The following is a 14,299-nucleotide window of genomic DNA, read 5'->3' as shown; positions in this document are numbered from 1 at the left end:
GCTTACTTTTGCGCTTCTCAAAAGTGAGCCGCCGTCAGGGCGGAACCCTAAGTAGCCATTACCGCAGCAATGGATATGTACACAATCCAACTGTGTTGGCTGCCAGGCCGCCTTCGCGAGCAAGCCCGCTCCCACAAGTTTGACCGCGTCGCACCGCAGTCGTGGCCCGTTTAAGGGCACAGCACATCACATAATCACCCCGCGCGCACCAACGCAGACCACCGGTAAACCTCCGTAGCCGGCCTGTCTTTGCCAACCAAGCGGTTGTCTCACCGAACAAAGCGCGCCCTCCTCTGCCGGCCTAATTTCCACCTCACAGCAGCTCATACCCCGCTGATGAGGTACGCCATGCATCGACACTCTTCACCCCGATTGGCTGATTCTTCATGGCTTCTGCAACGGCGCGATCTCGCACCTGAAGAGTCGGCTTATTGGTTGATTGAATGGGGAACCATGCAGCTGCTGCACCGACGGCAGGTCGCCAAGCGCACCCTGCCGCCGACGCGCTGACGCCCACCCGTAGGCCTGAACCAAAATAACGAGGAGCTCAAGATGGAATCTGCAATCGACACACATCTCAAATGCCCACGCACCCTGTCCCGCCGCGTGCCCGAGGAGTATCAACCGCCTTTCCCGATGTGGGTGGCGCGCGCTGACGAGCAGCTGCAACAAGTGGTGATGGCTTATCTGGGCGTGCAGTATCAAGGCGATGCCCAGCGCAAGGCTGCATTGCAGGCGATGCGTCACATCGTCGGCAGTTTCAGCCAGGCCGACGGCCCGCAGAACTACGATTTGACTCAGCACACCGACAGCAGCGGCTTTGATAATCTGATTGTGGTCGGGTACTGGAAAGACCCTGCCGCCCATTGCCGCTGGTTGCGTTCACCCCAGGTGAATGACTGGTGGAGTTCGCCGGATCGCCTGGGTGAAGGCCTGGGTTACTTCCGCGAAATCACCGCGCCGCGCGCCGAGCAGTTCGAGACGCTATACGCCTTCCAGGAAAACCTGCCCGGGGTCGGCGCAGTGATGGATGCCACCAGTGGCGAGATCGAAGAGCACGGCTACTGGGGCTCGATGCGCGACCGTTTCCCGATCTCCCAGACCGACTGGATGAAGCCCACGAGCGAGCTGCAAGTGGTCGCGGGCGACCCGGCCAAGGGCGGACGCGTGGTGGTGCTGGGGCACGACAACCTCACCCTGATACGTTCCGGCCAGGACTGGGCGGATGCCGAGGCAGAGGAACGCTCGCTCTACCTCGATGAAATTTTACCGACGTTGCAGGACGGCATGGACTTCCTGCGTGACAACGGCCAGCCGTTGGGCTGCTACAGCAACAGGTTCGTGCGCAATATCGACCTGGACGGCAACGTTCTCGACCTGAGCTACAACATCGGCCACTGGCGCTCAGTGGAGAAACTCGAGCGCTGGGCCGAATCCCACCCGACCCACCTGCGTATTTTCGTGACGTTCTTTCGCGTGGCCGCGGGCTTGAAGAAGTTGAGGCTGTACCACGAGGTGTCCGTGTCCGACGCCAAGAGCCAGGTCTTCGAGTACATCAACTGTCACGCGCAAACCGGGATGTTGCGCGACGCCCTGCCGCCCACAGCCTGAGCGCCCTCGGCGTTTAACCCCCAGCTTCTACCGCCTTGCCACCCTTCACGGGTGGCCCGGTCCCCTGTGCGAGGAATAAACGATGAATAAGATCCGCCTGCTGACCCTCTCCACCCTGTTGCCCGCCCTCCACGCGAATGCGGGTGAAGTCGCGCCTGGCGACTACGAGCAATATCCGGTCGGCGCCACTATCGGGGCGATTTATTACCAGCACGCCACTACGGACTCGGCTTACGCCAACGGCCACAAGGCCAGCTCTGATTTCAGGGTGACCTCCGACGTCGGCATCCTGCGTCTGCTCCATGTGTATGCACTCAGCGACACGGTCACCATCGACCCGCAATTTCTTTTGCCTTTCGGCCACGTCTCCGGCGCAGGTGACGCCTCGGCACTGGGCAGTACTCGCGGCGTAGGCGACTTGATCCTCACCGCGCCGGTGAAATGGCGGTTCAACGAAGCCCGCGACACCCTCAGTATCGCCCCCTATGTGTATGTGCCTTCGGGCACGTATGACAAGAACGATGCGCTCAACCTCGGGGAGAATCGCTGGAAATTCGAACTGCAGAGTGCCTACGTCAAGCACTTCACAGAGAAATGGGCGATGGACCTGGTCGGCGGAGCGACCTGGTATGGCGACAACACCGATTACGGTGCAAATGCCGACCGTCTGAAGCAGGACGTGTCCTACGCCGCGCAGATCATGGGCCGCTACATGCCGGACGCCACCACCACCTTTGCTATTGGCTTTGGGCGTACCTGGGGAGGCGAGACAAACATCGAGCATGTCAATCAGGACAACGAGTTGGGCACCACCAACGTGCGTCTCACCGCCACCAAGTTCGTCACCCCCACCGACCAGGTGCAACTGCAATTGGGCAAAGACCTCTCGGTGGACAACGGCACCCGCGAAGACTTCCGCATGAACCTGCGTTACGCGCACATTTTTTAACGCCAGAAACTGCGAACGCGCGCCCCTGGCGCCAGGGTGTCCCGCTCAGCCAAGTCGATGTCTTTCTCAACCAAGCCACCGGCTGGATGCGCGGACTATCTTGAGCCCCAGGCCCGCTGATAGTGAGCATGCAGTGCTCTTAGGCCATTTACGATAAGGACAGCCAACCATGGCAATCGCTCGCCCCACCCTTGAACAGCTATTGGCTATTTCGAGCAGCCTGCACATGCAGCTCGATGCGCAGCAAGCCGATGAATACCTGGCGCTTATGCAGGCAAGCTTCGATGCCTATGACCTGGTTGACGAGCTGCCAGACTTCATCCCGCCGGTGCGTTATGAACGCAGCTCGGGCTATCGCCCCTCGGCCGCACACAACCCGCTCAACGCCTGGTACTTCCGCACCGAAGTCAACGGTGCACGCGAAGGCAAGCTGGCCGGTAAAACGGTCGCCCTCAAGGACAATATTTCACTGGCTGGCGTGCCCATGATGAATGGTGCCAAGCCGCTTGAAGGCTTCGTCCCCGCCTTCGATGCCACGGTTGTCACGCGTTTGCTGGATGCCGGCGCGACCATTCTGGGCAAGGCAACGTGTGAACACTACTGCCTGTCCGGCGGCAGCCACACCTCCGATCCTGCACCGGTGCACAACCCCTATCGTCAGGGGTTTGCCTCGGGTGGCTCGTCTTCCGGCAGCGCAGCACTGGTTGCCGCCGGCGAGGTCGACCTGGCCGTCGGCGGTGACCAGGGCGGGTCAATCCGCATTCCTTCCGCCTTCTGCGGCACTTACGGCATGAAGCCGACCCACGGCCTGGTGCCCTACACCGGCATCATGGCCATCGAAGCGACTATCGATCACGCCGGCCCCATTACCGCAAACGTGCGCGACAACGCCTTGATGCTAGAGGTGATGGCCGGCGCCGATGGGCTCGATCCGCGACAAGCCGCGCCACAGGTCGACGCTTACAGCGATTACCTGGAGCGCGGTGTCAGCGGGCTGAGGATCGGCATCCTGCGCGAAGGTTTTGAACTGGCCAACCAGGACCCACGTGTGGCCTCGTGCGTACGTCAAGCCATTGCAGCGTTTTCGCGGCTGGGCGCGCAGGTCGAGGAGGTGTCGGTGCCTGAGCACAGCATTGCCGGTTCGCTGTGGCACCCCATCGGCTGTGAAGGCTTGATGATGCAGATGATGCACGGCAATGGGGCCGGTTTTAACTGGCAAGGGCTGTATGACCTCGGGTTGCTGGACCAGCAAGCCGGATGGCGCGATCAAGCCAATGACCTGTCCGCCTCTCTCAAGCTGTGCATGTTCGTCGGGCAGTACGGTCTGGAACGCTACAACGGACGTTTCTACGCCAAGGCACAAAACCTCAGGCGCGTGGCACGTGCCGGGTATGACGCCGCGTTGGCGCGGTATGACCTGCTGGTGATGCCCACCGTGCCGATCATCGCCCAGCCCCACCCGCAGCCGGGTTGCTCGGTTACCGAGTACGTGGCCCGTGCACTGGAAATGATCGGCAATGCCTCTGCCCAGGACATCACCGGGCATCCGGCTATGTCGATTCCCTGCGGCCTGGTAGACGGTCTACCTGTCGGACTGATGCTGGTCAGCAAGCACTATGCCGAAGGCACGATTTACCAGGCCGCCGCAGCGTTCGAGGCGTCGGTTGACTGGAAAAACTGTTAGCCGGTAATCCCGCGCAGCGCAAAAAGAACAAGCCGCCAGGCGCTGCCCAGAAGCTCAACGATGAGGAGTCAACTTATGAGCGCACACGAAGCAACCACATCAACACCGGGCGAACGCGCGCAAGCGCTACTGCAGGTGCTCAAGCAGAAGGATCTGATCCCCGACGGTTACATCGAACACATGACACAGCTGATGGCGCACCAATGGAGCCCGGAGAACGGGGCTCGGGTGGTGGCCAAGGCCTGGGTAGACCCGCAGTTTCGCGAACTGCTGCTCAAAGACGGTACCGCGGCGTGCGCCCAATTTGGCTATACCGGCCCGCAGGGTGAATACATTGTTGCGCTGCCAGACACGCCCAGCGTGAAAAACGTGATTGTGTGCAGCCTGTGCTCCTGCACCAACTGGCCTGTCCTGGGCTTGCCGCCGGAGTGGTACAAGGGCTTCGAGTTCCGCGCCCGACTGGTGCGCGAAGGGCGCACCGTACTGCGGGAGCTGGGCACCGAGCTGCCGGCCGACGTCATCGTCAAGGTCTGGGACACCAGCGCCGAAACCCGCTATCTGGTGCTGCCTGTACGGCCCAAGGGCAGCGAATCGATGGATGAAGAGGCCCTGCGAAAACTGATCACCAAGGATGTCCTTATCGGCGTGGCGCTGCCTTACGTGGCGTAACCGGTGCCCTTTGTTTTTTGCATTTTTCAGAGGTATTCACAATGGATGGCTTTCACGATCTCGGCGGGTTTCAAGGCTTTGGCAAAGTCCCTCACACCATCAACAGCCTGAGCTACCAACCCGTGTTCAAACAGGACTGGGAGCACCTGGCCTACAGCCTGATGTTTGTCGGCGCCGATCACTTGAAAAAGTTCAGCGTGGACGAAGTGCGCCATGCCGTGGAGCGCCTGGATGTGCGCCAACATGTCGGCACCCAATACTACGAACGCTATGTCATCGCGACCGCCACCCTGCTGGTCGAAACCGGTGTGATCACCCAGGCGGAACTCGATCAGGCCCTGGGGTCGCACTTCAAGCTGGCGAACCCCGCGCATGCCAACGGGCGCCCAGCGATCACCGGCCGCGCGCCCTTTGAGGTTGGCGACCGCGTGGTGGTGCGAGACGAGTATGTGGCCGGGCATACCCGCATGCCGGCCTACGTGCGCGGCAAAGAAGGCGTGGTTGTGCACCGCACCGCGCAAAAGTGGCCGTTCCCTGACGCTATCGGCCACGGTGATCTGAGCGCGGCGCATCAGCCGACCTACCACGTCGAGTTTCGCGTGAAAGATCTCTGGGGCGACGCAGCAGATGAGGGTTTCGTGGTGGTCGACCTGTTCGAAAGCTACCTGGACCACGCCGATAGCACGGTGAACGCATGATGGACGGCGCCCTGACAGGCCGACTGCCGGTGACGGTGCTTTCCGGCTTCCTCGGCGCCGGCAAAACTACCCTGCTCAACCATATCCTGCGCAATCGTGACGGCCTGCGCGTGGCGGTCATCGTCAATGATATGAGTGAGGTCAACATCGATGCCGAGCAGGTGCAGCGCGACGTGGCGCTGCACCGGGGTCGCGATGAGTTGATCGAGATGAGCAATGGCTGCATCTGCTGCACGCTGCGCGCCGATTTGCTCGAGCAGATCAGCGCCCTGGCGCGCCAGCAACGTTTCGACTACTTGCTGATTGAGTCCACGGGGATCTCCGAGCCGATGCCGGTAGCCGAGACGTTCGCCTTCCTCGACGCGCAGGGCTTCAGCCTCAGCGAACTGGCGCGGCTCGACACCTTGGTGACGGTGGTCGATGGCAGTCGCTTTGAAGCATTGCTCCAATCGCCGGGCATCGTGGCCCGCGACGACGCACCCACGCGCCATCTGACCGACCTGCTGATCGAGCAAGTGGAATACGCCAACGTCGTTCTCGTCAACAAACTGGACCTGATCGACGAGCCCGGCTACCAGGCCGTGCACGCGATCCTCGCCGGCCTTAACCCGAGCGCGCGGATCATCCCGATGGCTCAGGGTAACGTGGAGTTATCCGCCATCCTCGGTACCCACCTGTTTGATTTGCCCAGCCTCGCGGCCTCGCCCGGCTGGATGAAAAAAATGCAGGCCGACGACGCGCCGGCCTCTGAATCGGACACCTATGGCGTGACCTCCTGGGTGTACCGCGAGCGTGCCCCGTTTCACCCACAGCGATTACTCGATTTTCTCCAGCAGCCCTGGCAAAACGGGCGCCTGTTGCGCAGCAAAGGTTACTTCTGGCTCGCCAGCAGGCACTTGGAAACCGGCCTGCTGGTGCAGAGCGGCAGGCAGTTCCAGTGGGACTACGTCGGGCACTGGTGGAACTTCATCGAGCAGTCGCAATGGCCGCAGGATGACTATCGGTTGCAGAGCATCATGGCCAAGTGGGACAGCATTGTCGGCGATTGCCGGCAGGAGCTGGTCTTTATCGGCCAGGACCTGGACACCCAAGCGCTGCAGCGCGCACTCGACAATTGCCTGCTGAGCGCTCAGGAAATCGCCGCCGGCCCCTCGGCCTGGCGAGCCCTGCCGGGGGCAGCAATCTTTGACTCCCAGGCCTTATCGGCGCCGATGTCGTCCGTGCAGGCTGACCCTATTTGACCGAGGTAGAGGTGCCCCATGCTCTTTTTCAGCCGAACCACCCGCTGCGTATTGGCGCCGCTCGCCGACCGACTGGAGCAGCCTGACCAGCCAGGCACACCGCTGTCGTCAAGCCACCCGTTGTTGCGCCGCATCCTGGCAAGCGTCGAACAACTGCTGCAAGAACGACGAACCCTCAAGGAGCAGGCCCGCGCACAGACGTTGGAGATCCGCCAACTGGAAGAGCGCCTGGCCCGCCGTGACCAACTGGTGCGGCAGTGGGAGGCGCGCTGGACCCTGATCACACAGGGTGCAGGTGAACGGTTCTGGGAGCTGGAACTGGATGGCGCCGCCGCCCCCGCACCGGGTGCTGCGATGACGTGGACGGGGTCTGCGTCGAACCTGGCCCAGGCGATTGACCAGTTTGGCGGCTGGAGCGAACAACTGCACCCGGATGACCAGCCAGCGCATCGGGCGGCGCTCGCCCGGCACCTTGCCGATCGCAGCGGGCGTACGGCCTTTGCGCTCGACGTGCGGATGAAGTCGGCACTCGGCAATGACTATCGCTGGTGCCGGATCAGCGGAGCCGCCCGACGCGATGCGCAGGGCACAGCGCTTGCCATGGGGGGAACCGCGCGTGACATTCATGAACAGTACCTGCACCACGAGGCGCTCGAACTGGCGGCCACACGTTTCGACATTTCCCGAGAAATGCTGCACGACGGGCTCTGGGATATCGAGGTGGCGGCCGGCGACCCGGCGAACCCGAACAATACCATTTGGTGGTCTTCGCAGATGCGCCGGCTGCTGGGGTGCAACACGGTGGAGGAGTTCCCCAACACCCTGGAAAGCTGGACCTCGCGCTTGCATCCCGAAGATAGCGCACGGGCCATCGGCGCGTTCGTCGCCCATGTGGACGACCGCAGCGGCAAGACCCCATTCGATGTGGAGTATCGACTCAAACACACCAATGGCACTTACCGTTGGTTTCGCGGCCGGGGGCAAACCCGCCGCGCGCCGGACGGCTCGCCGCAACGGGTGGTGGGTGCCATCACCGATATCCATGCCCACCATGAAGAAAGTGCGATGCGCGAGGCGCAGGCGCAACAACACCAGGTGATGCAGGAAACCCTCACCAAGCTGACGCAGATTGTCGCCACGATCCAGGGCATTGCCAGCCAGACCAACCTGTTGGCGTTGAATGCCGCCATTGAAGCGGCGCGAGCTGGCGAAGCCGGTCGCGGGTTTGCGGTGGTTGCCGATGAAGTGCGTAAGCTGGCCACGCGGACCAGCCACGCGACCCAGCAAGCGGCCCAGATGATGGACCACTAGCGACAACCAGGCACCCGCGCAGCCTGCGTGGGCACAGCACAAATTCCAACAATAATAATCAGGTACGTTATGCGCGATTACGACTCAGCAGTCTCTTCCTTCGATTATCTACACCTGGCTGCCCAGGACTTGCACGGCGAACTCGGCGCCTTGAATGCCTGCATTGAATGCTGCGACCGGCACGCCCATGGCAATGCCGTGGCGTTGTATTGCGAAACGCGCGATGGCCGCGCCACGCAGTACACCTTCAGCGAACTGCAGGCGCACGCGGCGCGCTTCGGCAACTTCCTGCGAGCCCATGGCGTGCAGCCGGGGGATCGGGTCGCCGGCCTGATGCCACGCACGGTTGAACTGGTGATCGCCATCCTGGGAACCTGGCGCATCGGGGCGGTCTACCAACCGCTCTTTACCGCATTCGGTCCCAAGGCCATTGAACAGCGACTGGACTGTTCCAAGGCGCGCTGGATCGTGACCGACGCCTACAACCGTCCCAAGCTGGACGAGCTTCTCGACTGCCCCCACGTCATCGTGGCCGACGCCAACCCACAGCGCCCCAGCGACTACGCGTTTTGGGATGTGCTGGAGCATCAACAACCCGACTGCACACCTGAGCTGCTGGACGCCCGTGCGCCGTTCCTGCTGATGTGCACCTCGGGCACCACAGGGCCGGCCAAGCCGCTGGAGGTGCCTTTGAGCGCCATCCTTGCCTTCAAAAGTTATATGCGCGATTCAATCGACCTGCGCGAAGACGACCGTTTCTGGAACCTCGCCGACCCCGGCTGGGCCTATGGCTTGTATTACGCAGTGACCGGGCCACTGGCATGCGGCCGGGCCACGCTGTTCCATGACGGCCCTTTCACTGTGCAAAGCACCAGCCGGATTATCGCCAAGTACGGGATCAGCAACCTGGCCGGCTCACCTACGGCCTTTCGCCTGCTGATTGATGCCGGGGCCGAGTTCGCCGACGCCGTGCGTGGCCAACTGCGTATCGTCAGCAGCGCCGGCGAACCGCTCAACCCGCAAGTCATCCGTTGGTTCGCCGAACAGCTCGGCGTGGTCATTCACGACCATTACGGCCAAACCGAAATCGGCATGGTGCTGTGCAATCACCATGGGTTACGCCATCAGGTACGTGAGGGTTCTGCCGGTTATGCGGTGCCGGGGTGCCGGATTGTCGTGCTGGACGATGCGCAACGGGAATTACCGACAGGCCAGCCGGGCGTCCTGGCGGTGGATCGTGAGCGCTCGCCCCTGTGCTGGTTCAACGGCTACCTTCACATGCCCACCAAGGCGTTTGTGGGCCGTTACTACTTGAGCGGCGATATCGTGGAGCTCAATGAGGACGGCAGTATCAGCTTTGTCGGCCGTAACGACGATGTGATCACCACGTCCGGCTACCGCGTGGGGCCTTTCGATGTAGAGAGCGCGCTTATCGAACATCCGGCGGTGGTCGAAACCGCGGTGATCGGCAAGCCCGACCCGCAACGTACCGAGCTGATCAAAGCGTTTGTCGTGCTCAACCGTGAGTACCTGCCCAGTGTCGAGTTGGCGGAAGTCTTGCGCCTGCATGTCCGACAGCGCCTGGCTGCGCATGCATACCCACGGGAAATCGAGTTCGTAGAGCAACTGCCCAAGACCCCCAGTGGCAAGTTGCAGCGGTTCATCCTGCGCAACCAGGAAATTGCCAAGCAGCAGGCACTCGACACATGAGGACGGCTCCCGCGCTCAGCCGCTCGGAGTTCCAGCGCAGAGCCCTGGAGCTGTTCAAGGAGCGTAGTTTCAGCCAGGTCAGCATGCGCGAATTGGCCGCGCATGTTGGCATCAGCCCGGGTGCGATTTATCACCATGTGGAGAGCAAGGAAGCCATGTTGTATGAGTGGCTGATAGAGCTGTATCAGGCCCTGTTGTCGCACGTCGATTGGATCAACACCCGTAGATTGACGCCTGCGCAACGCCTGGCAAAACTCATCGAAGGCCATCTTCAATTGCATGAACAGATGACCGGGCACTTCAAGTTGGCGGTCATGGACGCCAACTGCCTGGGCGCCCCGATGCAGGCGAGCGTTGAGCGATTGAGGCTAGCCTATGAGTCGCAACTCATGAAGGTGGTCGGCCAGCAGGGCCATCAGCCCGGCGGGCCGTTGCGTGAGGGGGCGCTCACGGCGATTTTGCCCGTGCTGAACAGCCTGCCCACATGGTTGAGCCCAAAGATTGATCACCGTCAGCGTCGGCTTATTACAAAGACCATCGCCGATGCGGTCATAAAGGCCATTAATTCCCTACCTTGAGTGCCGCAGCCCAGCTCTGAAATGGCAACAGCAATGCAAAGCCAGGTATTTTGGGGATCCGTATAGCCTCTAAACGGCCCTTGCAGGCCCAATAGCCTCCTACACGCCTATCGCCTTGGCCAAGGCGCTTAGTCGCTCCTTCTCATGCTGCAGTGTCAGTGTTGCATGCGCGCGTGTGATGAGTTGGTCCGCCTGCCTAAGGCACGCCGTTTTGAACAGAACAGGGTTTATTTCGGCAAGGCTGATAAGGGCTTTCAACAGGCGAGCATCCACTTCGAACACACCTGCACCGTCTCTGCTGATCGGGGCGAAGAAATCCTCAAACAGATCATCGACGTTCAGCCCTCGAACAAATACCTGCTCACACTGCTGATCTGTCTGTCGGCCAGACCCGCCGCGCTTACCCCAGCATGTCAACGTTCTCACTCCCCGGCCAATCACATCAATAGCGGTACCTGGATCGTTGACGGCAGGTGACAACGCGCGCGAAGCGATTTCAGAGAGGACGCAGAGCCCGAAACGGGGATCGTGTTCGAATGTGCGACGGTTACCGATGGTCAGCGTAGACAGGATCTTTTCCCTGGTGGCCTGTGTGCCATCGTCTTGCCTGGTGCCCAGGCTGACCACGTGCAACAGTGGCATGCCTTCGTGTACGAAGGTTCCCGGCACCACCTCCAGGTAAATATGCGTGCAGTCGTGCTGCGCGATAGCGCCCAAGGTCAACACGTCGATATGCTGCACATAGCCCGTCTGCTCACTTTCGATGGTCATTGCGCCGGGGGCCAGAGCGTGATCGGTCGGGTAGGCTGCAGCGCCGAGGCAGGGCCATTGGGCGCGTTGTCTGATGGCCGCCATGGCCGCTTTTTCGACGCGGTCGATGGTTTCACCTACCCTGCCGAGCTTGGACAAATGGTCGATCCACCGCAGCAGGGTGTAGACCACCAGTACAACCACGGCGATGGTCACCGCGAACAGCAGCACGCGACCCTGCGCGCCGTAGGCGCCGGTGCTCAGGGCAATGATGCCTACCAGGCTGAAAAGAAATGAGCCAATGAACGTAGCGAGGGCGTTTTGCGTCGTAGTGTCTTCCATCACCAAAGTGGTGGCTCGCGGGGTCACACCACTACTTGCGGCACCGTACGCGGTGACCATCGTGCTCAACGAAAAGGTCGTGACGGCCAGCATGCTGGACGCAATGATGCCCAGAATTTTGTCCACCGCATCTGCACCGATGCGCGTGGGCAGGGACTCGGGAACGAAGTCTTTGAACACAACGGCAAGCAGTGCCGTAGCGACCCCTAGAAGCGAGAACAAGGAGGCTCTGAACCACAATCGCTTAGTGAGACGATGGGTTGCCCAGCGCAAACGGTCGATCATGTGGTGCCCTCGGTGACTGCGTCGATTTGAACGGAGTGTACATGGCTGTCGATACTGGCTAAGTTGAATTAATCCTGGCCATCTCAAAAATGGAACACTGCCCATGTTCGACCTCAACGAACTCTTCCTCTACGCCAAGGTGGTCGAGCACGGTGGCTTTGCGGCGGCAGGCCGTGCGCTGAACCTGCCCAAATCGACCTTGAGCCGCAGAGTCAGCCAGCTTGAAGCCAGGCTGGGGGCGCGGCTGATACAACGTTCGACGCGCCAGTTCCAGGTCACCGATATCGGCCAGGCCTATTATCGCCATTGCGTGGCGATGATTGCCGAAGCCGAGTCAGCCGAAGATGTGATTGCCTTCAACAAATCAGAGCCGCGCGGTGTGATCCGCTTGAGCTGCACCACCGCACTGCTCAACTACTGGGTGGCGCCGATGCTCGCCCAATTCATGGCGCAATGCGCCAGCGTCGAACTGAACGTGAAAAGCTTCAACCGCAAGGTCGACATCATCAGCGAAGGCTATGACATGGCCTTGAACCTGTGTTTCCCACCGCTGGAAAGCAGTGAGCTGGTCATGAAGGTATTGGCTAAAAGTCCTCAGGTGCTGGTGGCGAGCGCGGCTTTTTTGCAGGACACTCCCCTGCCCTTGTTACCGGCTGACCTTGGCGGGCTGGCGACTATCCACTGGGGCAACCCGTTGCTTCAGTACCTGTGGGACCTGACCGGGTCGGACGGCGCCACGGCCCAGGTCGCGCACACGCCACGCCTGGTCAGTGATGACATGTCGACCCTGAAAAACGCGGCACTGGCGGGCGTGGGCATCGCCAACCTGCCGCAGGTCGTCGTCAAAGACGAACTGGCCGATGGCCGCCTGATTGCCGTATTGCCTGAATGGCAACCCGCTGAAGGCGTGATCACCGCCGTGTTCCCTTCCAGGCGTGGGCTGATGCCGTCGGTGCGGTCCTTGATCGACTTTCTGGGCGAGGCGTTTGAGGCGCCGTGATGCGCGCTCGCGTTGCTGGGAAAGTTCCTTGCACCCTTAGCAACAGTCTTTTGTCATCAATCACATTGATAGCTCCCTAACAAAACCCCCATGCTAGAGGGCTGACTCCGCGCTTATATCATTCCGAATGATAGTTACCTTTGCTTCATTCGATTCGTGACCTAGCACCTCCCCGCGCATGATCCGCCCATCTCAAATACATTGGCGGATGCACCTCATGGAACAGTCACTCAAACATTTGCGCTTCCCCTTGGCGATCTTGGCCGTGGTGGTGATGAGCGCGTGCGGCAAGTCCCCGGAACAAGCGGCCGCCATGCCTCCTGCCAAGGTCAGTGTGGCCAAGGTGTTGGAACAACCGGTCAACGAATGGGACGAGTTCACCGGGCGCCTTGAAGCGCCGGAAACCGTGCAGATTCGTCCGCGAGTGTCCGGCCAGATTGACCAAGTGGCGTTCACCGAAGGCGCGCTGGTGAAGAAAGGCGACCTGCTGTTCCAGATCGACCCTCGCCCGTTCCAGGCCGAAGTGCGCCGCCTCGAAGCCCAGCTTGCACAGACGAAAGCCGCCGCCACCCGCAGTGAAAACGAAGCGCAACGTGGCGAGCGCCTGCGCCAGAGCAATGCGATCTCCGCCGAACTGGCTGACTCGCGCACCACCGCCGCCCAAGAAGCCCGCGCCGCCATGGCCGGGATCCAGGCGCAGTTGGACCTGGCCAAGCTGAACCTGAGCTTCACCCGCGTGACCTCGCCCATCAGTGGCCGCGTCAGCCGTGCCGAAATCACCGCCGGCAACCTGGTGACCGCCGATACCACGGCGCTCACCAGCGTGGTGTCCACCGACAAGGTCTACGCCTACTTCGACGCGGATGAGCGCGTGTTCCTCAAGTACACCGAACTGGCCCGTGAAGGCCGGCGTGGCGCAACCACCCCGGTGTACCTGGGCCTGTCCAACGAAACCGGCAACCCCCACCTGGGCCAGATGAACTTCGTCGACAACCAGGTCAACCCGGCCACTGGCACCATCCGTGGCCGTGCGGTGTTCGATAACAGCAAGGGCGAATACACCCCTGGCCTGTATGCGCGCTTGAAGCTGGTCGGCAGCGGCACCTATTCGGCTGTGTTGATCAATGACGAAGCGGTCGGCACCGACCTGGGCAAGAAGTTCGTGCTGGTGATGGACGGCGACAAGCCGGCTTATCGCGCGGTGGAACTGGGGCCGAAAATCGAAGGTTTGCGCATCGTGCGCAGCGGCCTGACCAAGGACGACACCGTGATCGTCAAGGGCCTGCAACGCGTGCGCCCAGGCTCGCCGGTCGCGCCGGAAACCATCCCGATGGCCAGCAAGGAAACCCTCGCCGCCTTGGCCCAACAACGACAAGCGCTTGAAGCCAGCAACCTGGAGCAAGTGGCGCCGGAAAAACCCGCGCCCAAGCTCGCAAGCGTCGCGACTCCACGCGGTTAAGGGATACTCAAG

General features: G+C 61.4%; 12 protein-coding genes. 11 read left to right on the top strand and 1 reads right to left on the bottom strand.

Annotated features, from left to right (window positions below; all coding sequences use genetic code 11):
• The first annotated feature begins 552 nt into the window (after nucleotides 1-552).
• From A7K61_RS21830 to A7K61_RS21790, 9 genes are all read left to right on the top strand, one after another.
• Complete coding sequence (locus A7K61_RS21830; RefSeq protein ID WP_047710800.1) at nucleotides 553-1,611, top strand: phenylacetaldoxime dehydratase family protein; 1,059 nt, start codon at nucleotides 553-555, stop codon at nucleotides 1,609-1,611.
• An 82-nt stretch (nucleotides 1,612-1,693) separates the two neighbouring features.
• Nucleotides 1,694-2,560: a transporter gene (locus A7K61_RS21825; protein WP_044273676.1), complete on the top strand. Its 867-nt coding sequence runs from the start codon at nucleotides 1,694-1,696 to the stop codon at nucleotides 2,558-2,560.
• Nucleotides 2,561-2,729: 169 nt separating this feature from the next.
• Nucleotides 2,730-4,244, top strand: coding sequence for an amidase (locus A7K61_RS21820; protein ID WP_069558354.1), 1,515 nt, complete (start codon nucleotides 2,730-2,732; stop codon nucleotides 4,242-4,244).
• 75 nt (nucleotides 4,245-4,319) lie between these two features.
• Nucleotides 4,320-4,913 carry a nitrile hydratase subunit alpha gene (gene nthA, locus A7K61_RS21815; protein WP_044273674.1) on the top strand — a complete coding sequence of 198 codons (594 nt, stop codon included), beginning with the start codon at nucleotides 4,320-4,322 and terminating at the stop codon, nucleotides 4,911-4,913.
• 41 nt (nucleotides 4,914-4,954) lie between these two features.
• On the top strand, nucleotides 4,955-5,611 hold the full coding sequence (gene nthB / locus A7K61_RS21810) for a nitrile hydratase subunit beta (RefSeq protein WP_044273673.1): 657 nt from the start codon (nucleotides 4,955-4,957) through the stop codon (nucleotides 5,609-5,611).
• Nucleotides 5,608-6,852, top strand: coding sequence for a GTP-binding protein (locus A7K61_RS21805; RefSeq protein ID WP_069558353.1), 1,245 nt, complete (start codon nucleotides 5,608-5,610; stop codon nucleotides 6,850-6,852). The genes nthB and A7K61_RS21805 overlap by 4 nt, the downstream gene beginning before the upstream one ends.
• An 18-nt stretch (nucleotides 6,853-6,870) precedes the next feature.
• On the top strand, nucleotides 6,871-8,163 hold the full coding sequence (locus A7K61_RS34090) for a PAS domain-containing protein (RefSeq protein WP_047710797.1): 1,293 nt from the start codon (nucleotides 6,871-6,873) through the stop codon (nucleotides 8,161-8,163).
• Between the two features lie 69 nt (nucleotides 8,164-8,232).
• Entirely contained in the window at nucleotides 8,233-9,873 is a 1,641-nt protein-coding gene (locus tag A7K61_RS21795; protein WP_047710796.1) for an AMP-binding protein, read from the top strand.
• Nucleotides 9,870-10,451, top strand: coding sequence for a TetR/AcrR family transcriptional regulator (locus tag A7K61_RS21790; protein WP_069558352.1), 582 nt, complete (start codon nucleotides 9,870-9,872; stop codon nucleotides 10,449-10,451). Before A7K61_RS21795 ends, A7K61_RS21790 begins: the two co-directional genes overlap by 4 nt.
• Nucleotides 10,452-10,550: 99 nt before the next feature.
• Here the strand turns inward: A7K61_RS21790 and A7K61_RS21785 are convergent, their stop codons facing one another.
• Nucleotides 10,551-11,828 carry a DUF2254 domain-containing protein gene (locus A7K61_RS21785; RefSeq protein WP_047710794.1) on the bottom strand — a complete coding sequence of 426 codons (1,278 nt, stop codon included), beginning with the start codon at nucleotides 11,826-11,828 and terminating at the stop codon, nucleotides 10,551-10,553.
• Between the two features lie 103 nt (nucleotides 11,829-11,931).
• Between A7K61_RS21785 and A7K61_RS21780 the strand changes: the two genes are divergently transcribed.
• A complete protein-coding gene (locus A7K61_RS21780; RefSeq protein WP_069558351.1) occupies nucleotides 11,932-12,828 on the top strand; it encodes a LysR substrate-binding domain-containing protein in 897 nt (298 codons plus the stop codon).
• 217 nt (nucleotides 12,829-13,045) lie between these two features.
• Nucleotides 13,046-14,287: a multidrug efflux RND transporter periplasmic adaptor subunit MexE gene (mexE, locus tag A7K61_RS21775; RefSeq protein WP_034135660.1), complete on the top strand. Its 1,242-nt coding sequence runs from the start codon at nucleotides 13,046-13,048 to the stop codon at nucleotides 14,285-14,287.
• Nucleotides 14,288-14,299 lie beyond the last annotated feature (12 nt).

The organism is Pseudomonas sp. AP42, assembly GCF_001728935.1.
GTDB lineage: Bacteria > Pseudomonadota > Gammaproteobacteria > Pseudomonadales > Pseudomonadaceae > Aquipseudomonas > Aquipseudomonas lactis.
Note: the sequence above shows the minus strand (reverse complement) of the source record. Positions and strands in the feature narration are given on the sequence as shown.

What these genes read in the sequence shown, in the direction of transcription:
- A7K61_RS21830 (WP_047710800.1), top strand. Translation starts at nt 553, where the DNA reads ATGGAATCTGCAATCGACACACATCTCAAATGCCCACGCACCCTGTCC.
- A7K61_RS21825 (WP_044273676.1), top strand. Translation starts at nt 1,694, where the DNA reads ATGAATAAGATCCGCCTGCTGACCCTCTCCACCCTGTTGCCCGCCCTC.
- A7K61_RS21820 (WP_069558354.1), top strand. Translation starts at nt 2,730, where the DNA reads ATGGCAATCGCTCGCCCCACCCTTGAACAGCTATTGGCTATTTCGAGC.
- nthA (WP_044273674.1), top strand. Translation starts at nt 4,320, where the DNA reads ATGAGCGCACACGAAGCAACCACATCAACACCGGGCGAACGCGCGCAA.
- nthB (WP_044273673.1), top strand. Translation starts at nt 4,955, where the DNA reads ATGGATGGCTTTCACGATCTCGGCGGGTTTCAAGGCTTTGGCAAAGTC.
- A7K61_RS21805 (WP_069558353.1), top strand. Translation starts at nt 5,608, where the DNA reads ATGATGGACGGCGCCCTGACAGGCCGACTGCCGGTGACGGTGCTTTCC.
- A7K61_RS34090 (WP_047710797.1), top strand. Translation starts at nt 6,871, where the DNA reads ATGCTCTTTTTCAGCCGAACCACCCGCTGCGTATTGGCGCCGCTCGCC.
- A7K61_RS21795 (WP_047710796.1), top strand. Translation starts at nt 8,233, where the DNA reads ATGCGCGATTACGACTCAGCAGTCTCTTCCTTCGATTATCTACACCTG.
- A7K61_RS21790 (WP_069558352.1), top strand. Translation starts at nt 9,870, where the DNA reads ATGAGGACGGCTCCCGCGCTCAGCCGCTCGGAGTTCCAGCGCAGAGCC.
- A7K61_RS21785 (WP_047710794.1), bottom strand. Translation starts at nt 11,828, where the DNA reads ATGATCGACCGTTTGCGCTGGGCAACCCATCGTCTCACTAAGCGATTG.
- A7K61_RS21780 (WP_069558351.1), top strand. Translation starts at nt 11,932, where the DNA reads ATGTTCGACCTCAACGAACTCTTCCTCTACGCCAAGGTGGTCGAGCAC.
- mexE (WP_034135660.1), top strand. Translation starts at nt 13,046, where the DNA reads ATGGAACAGTCACTCAAACATTTGCGCTTCCCCTTGGCGATCTTGGCC.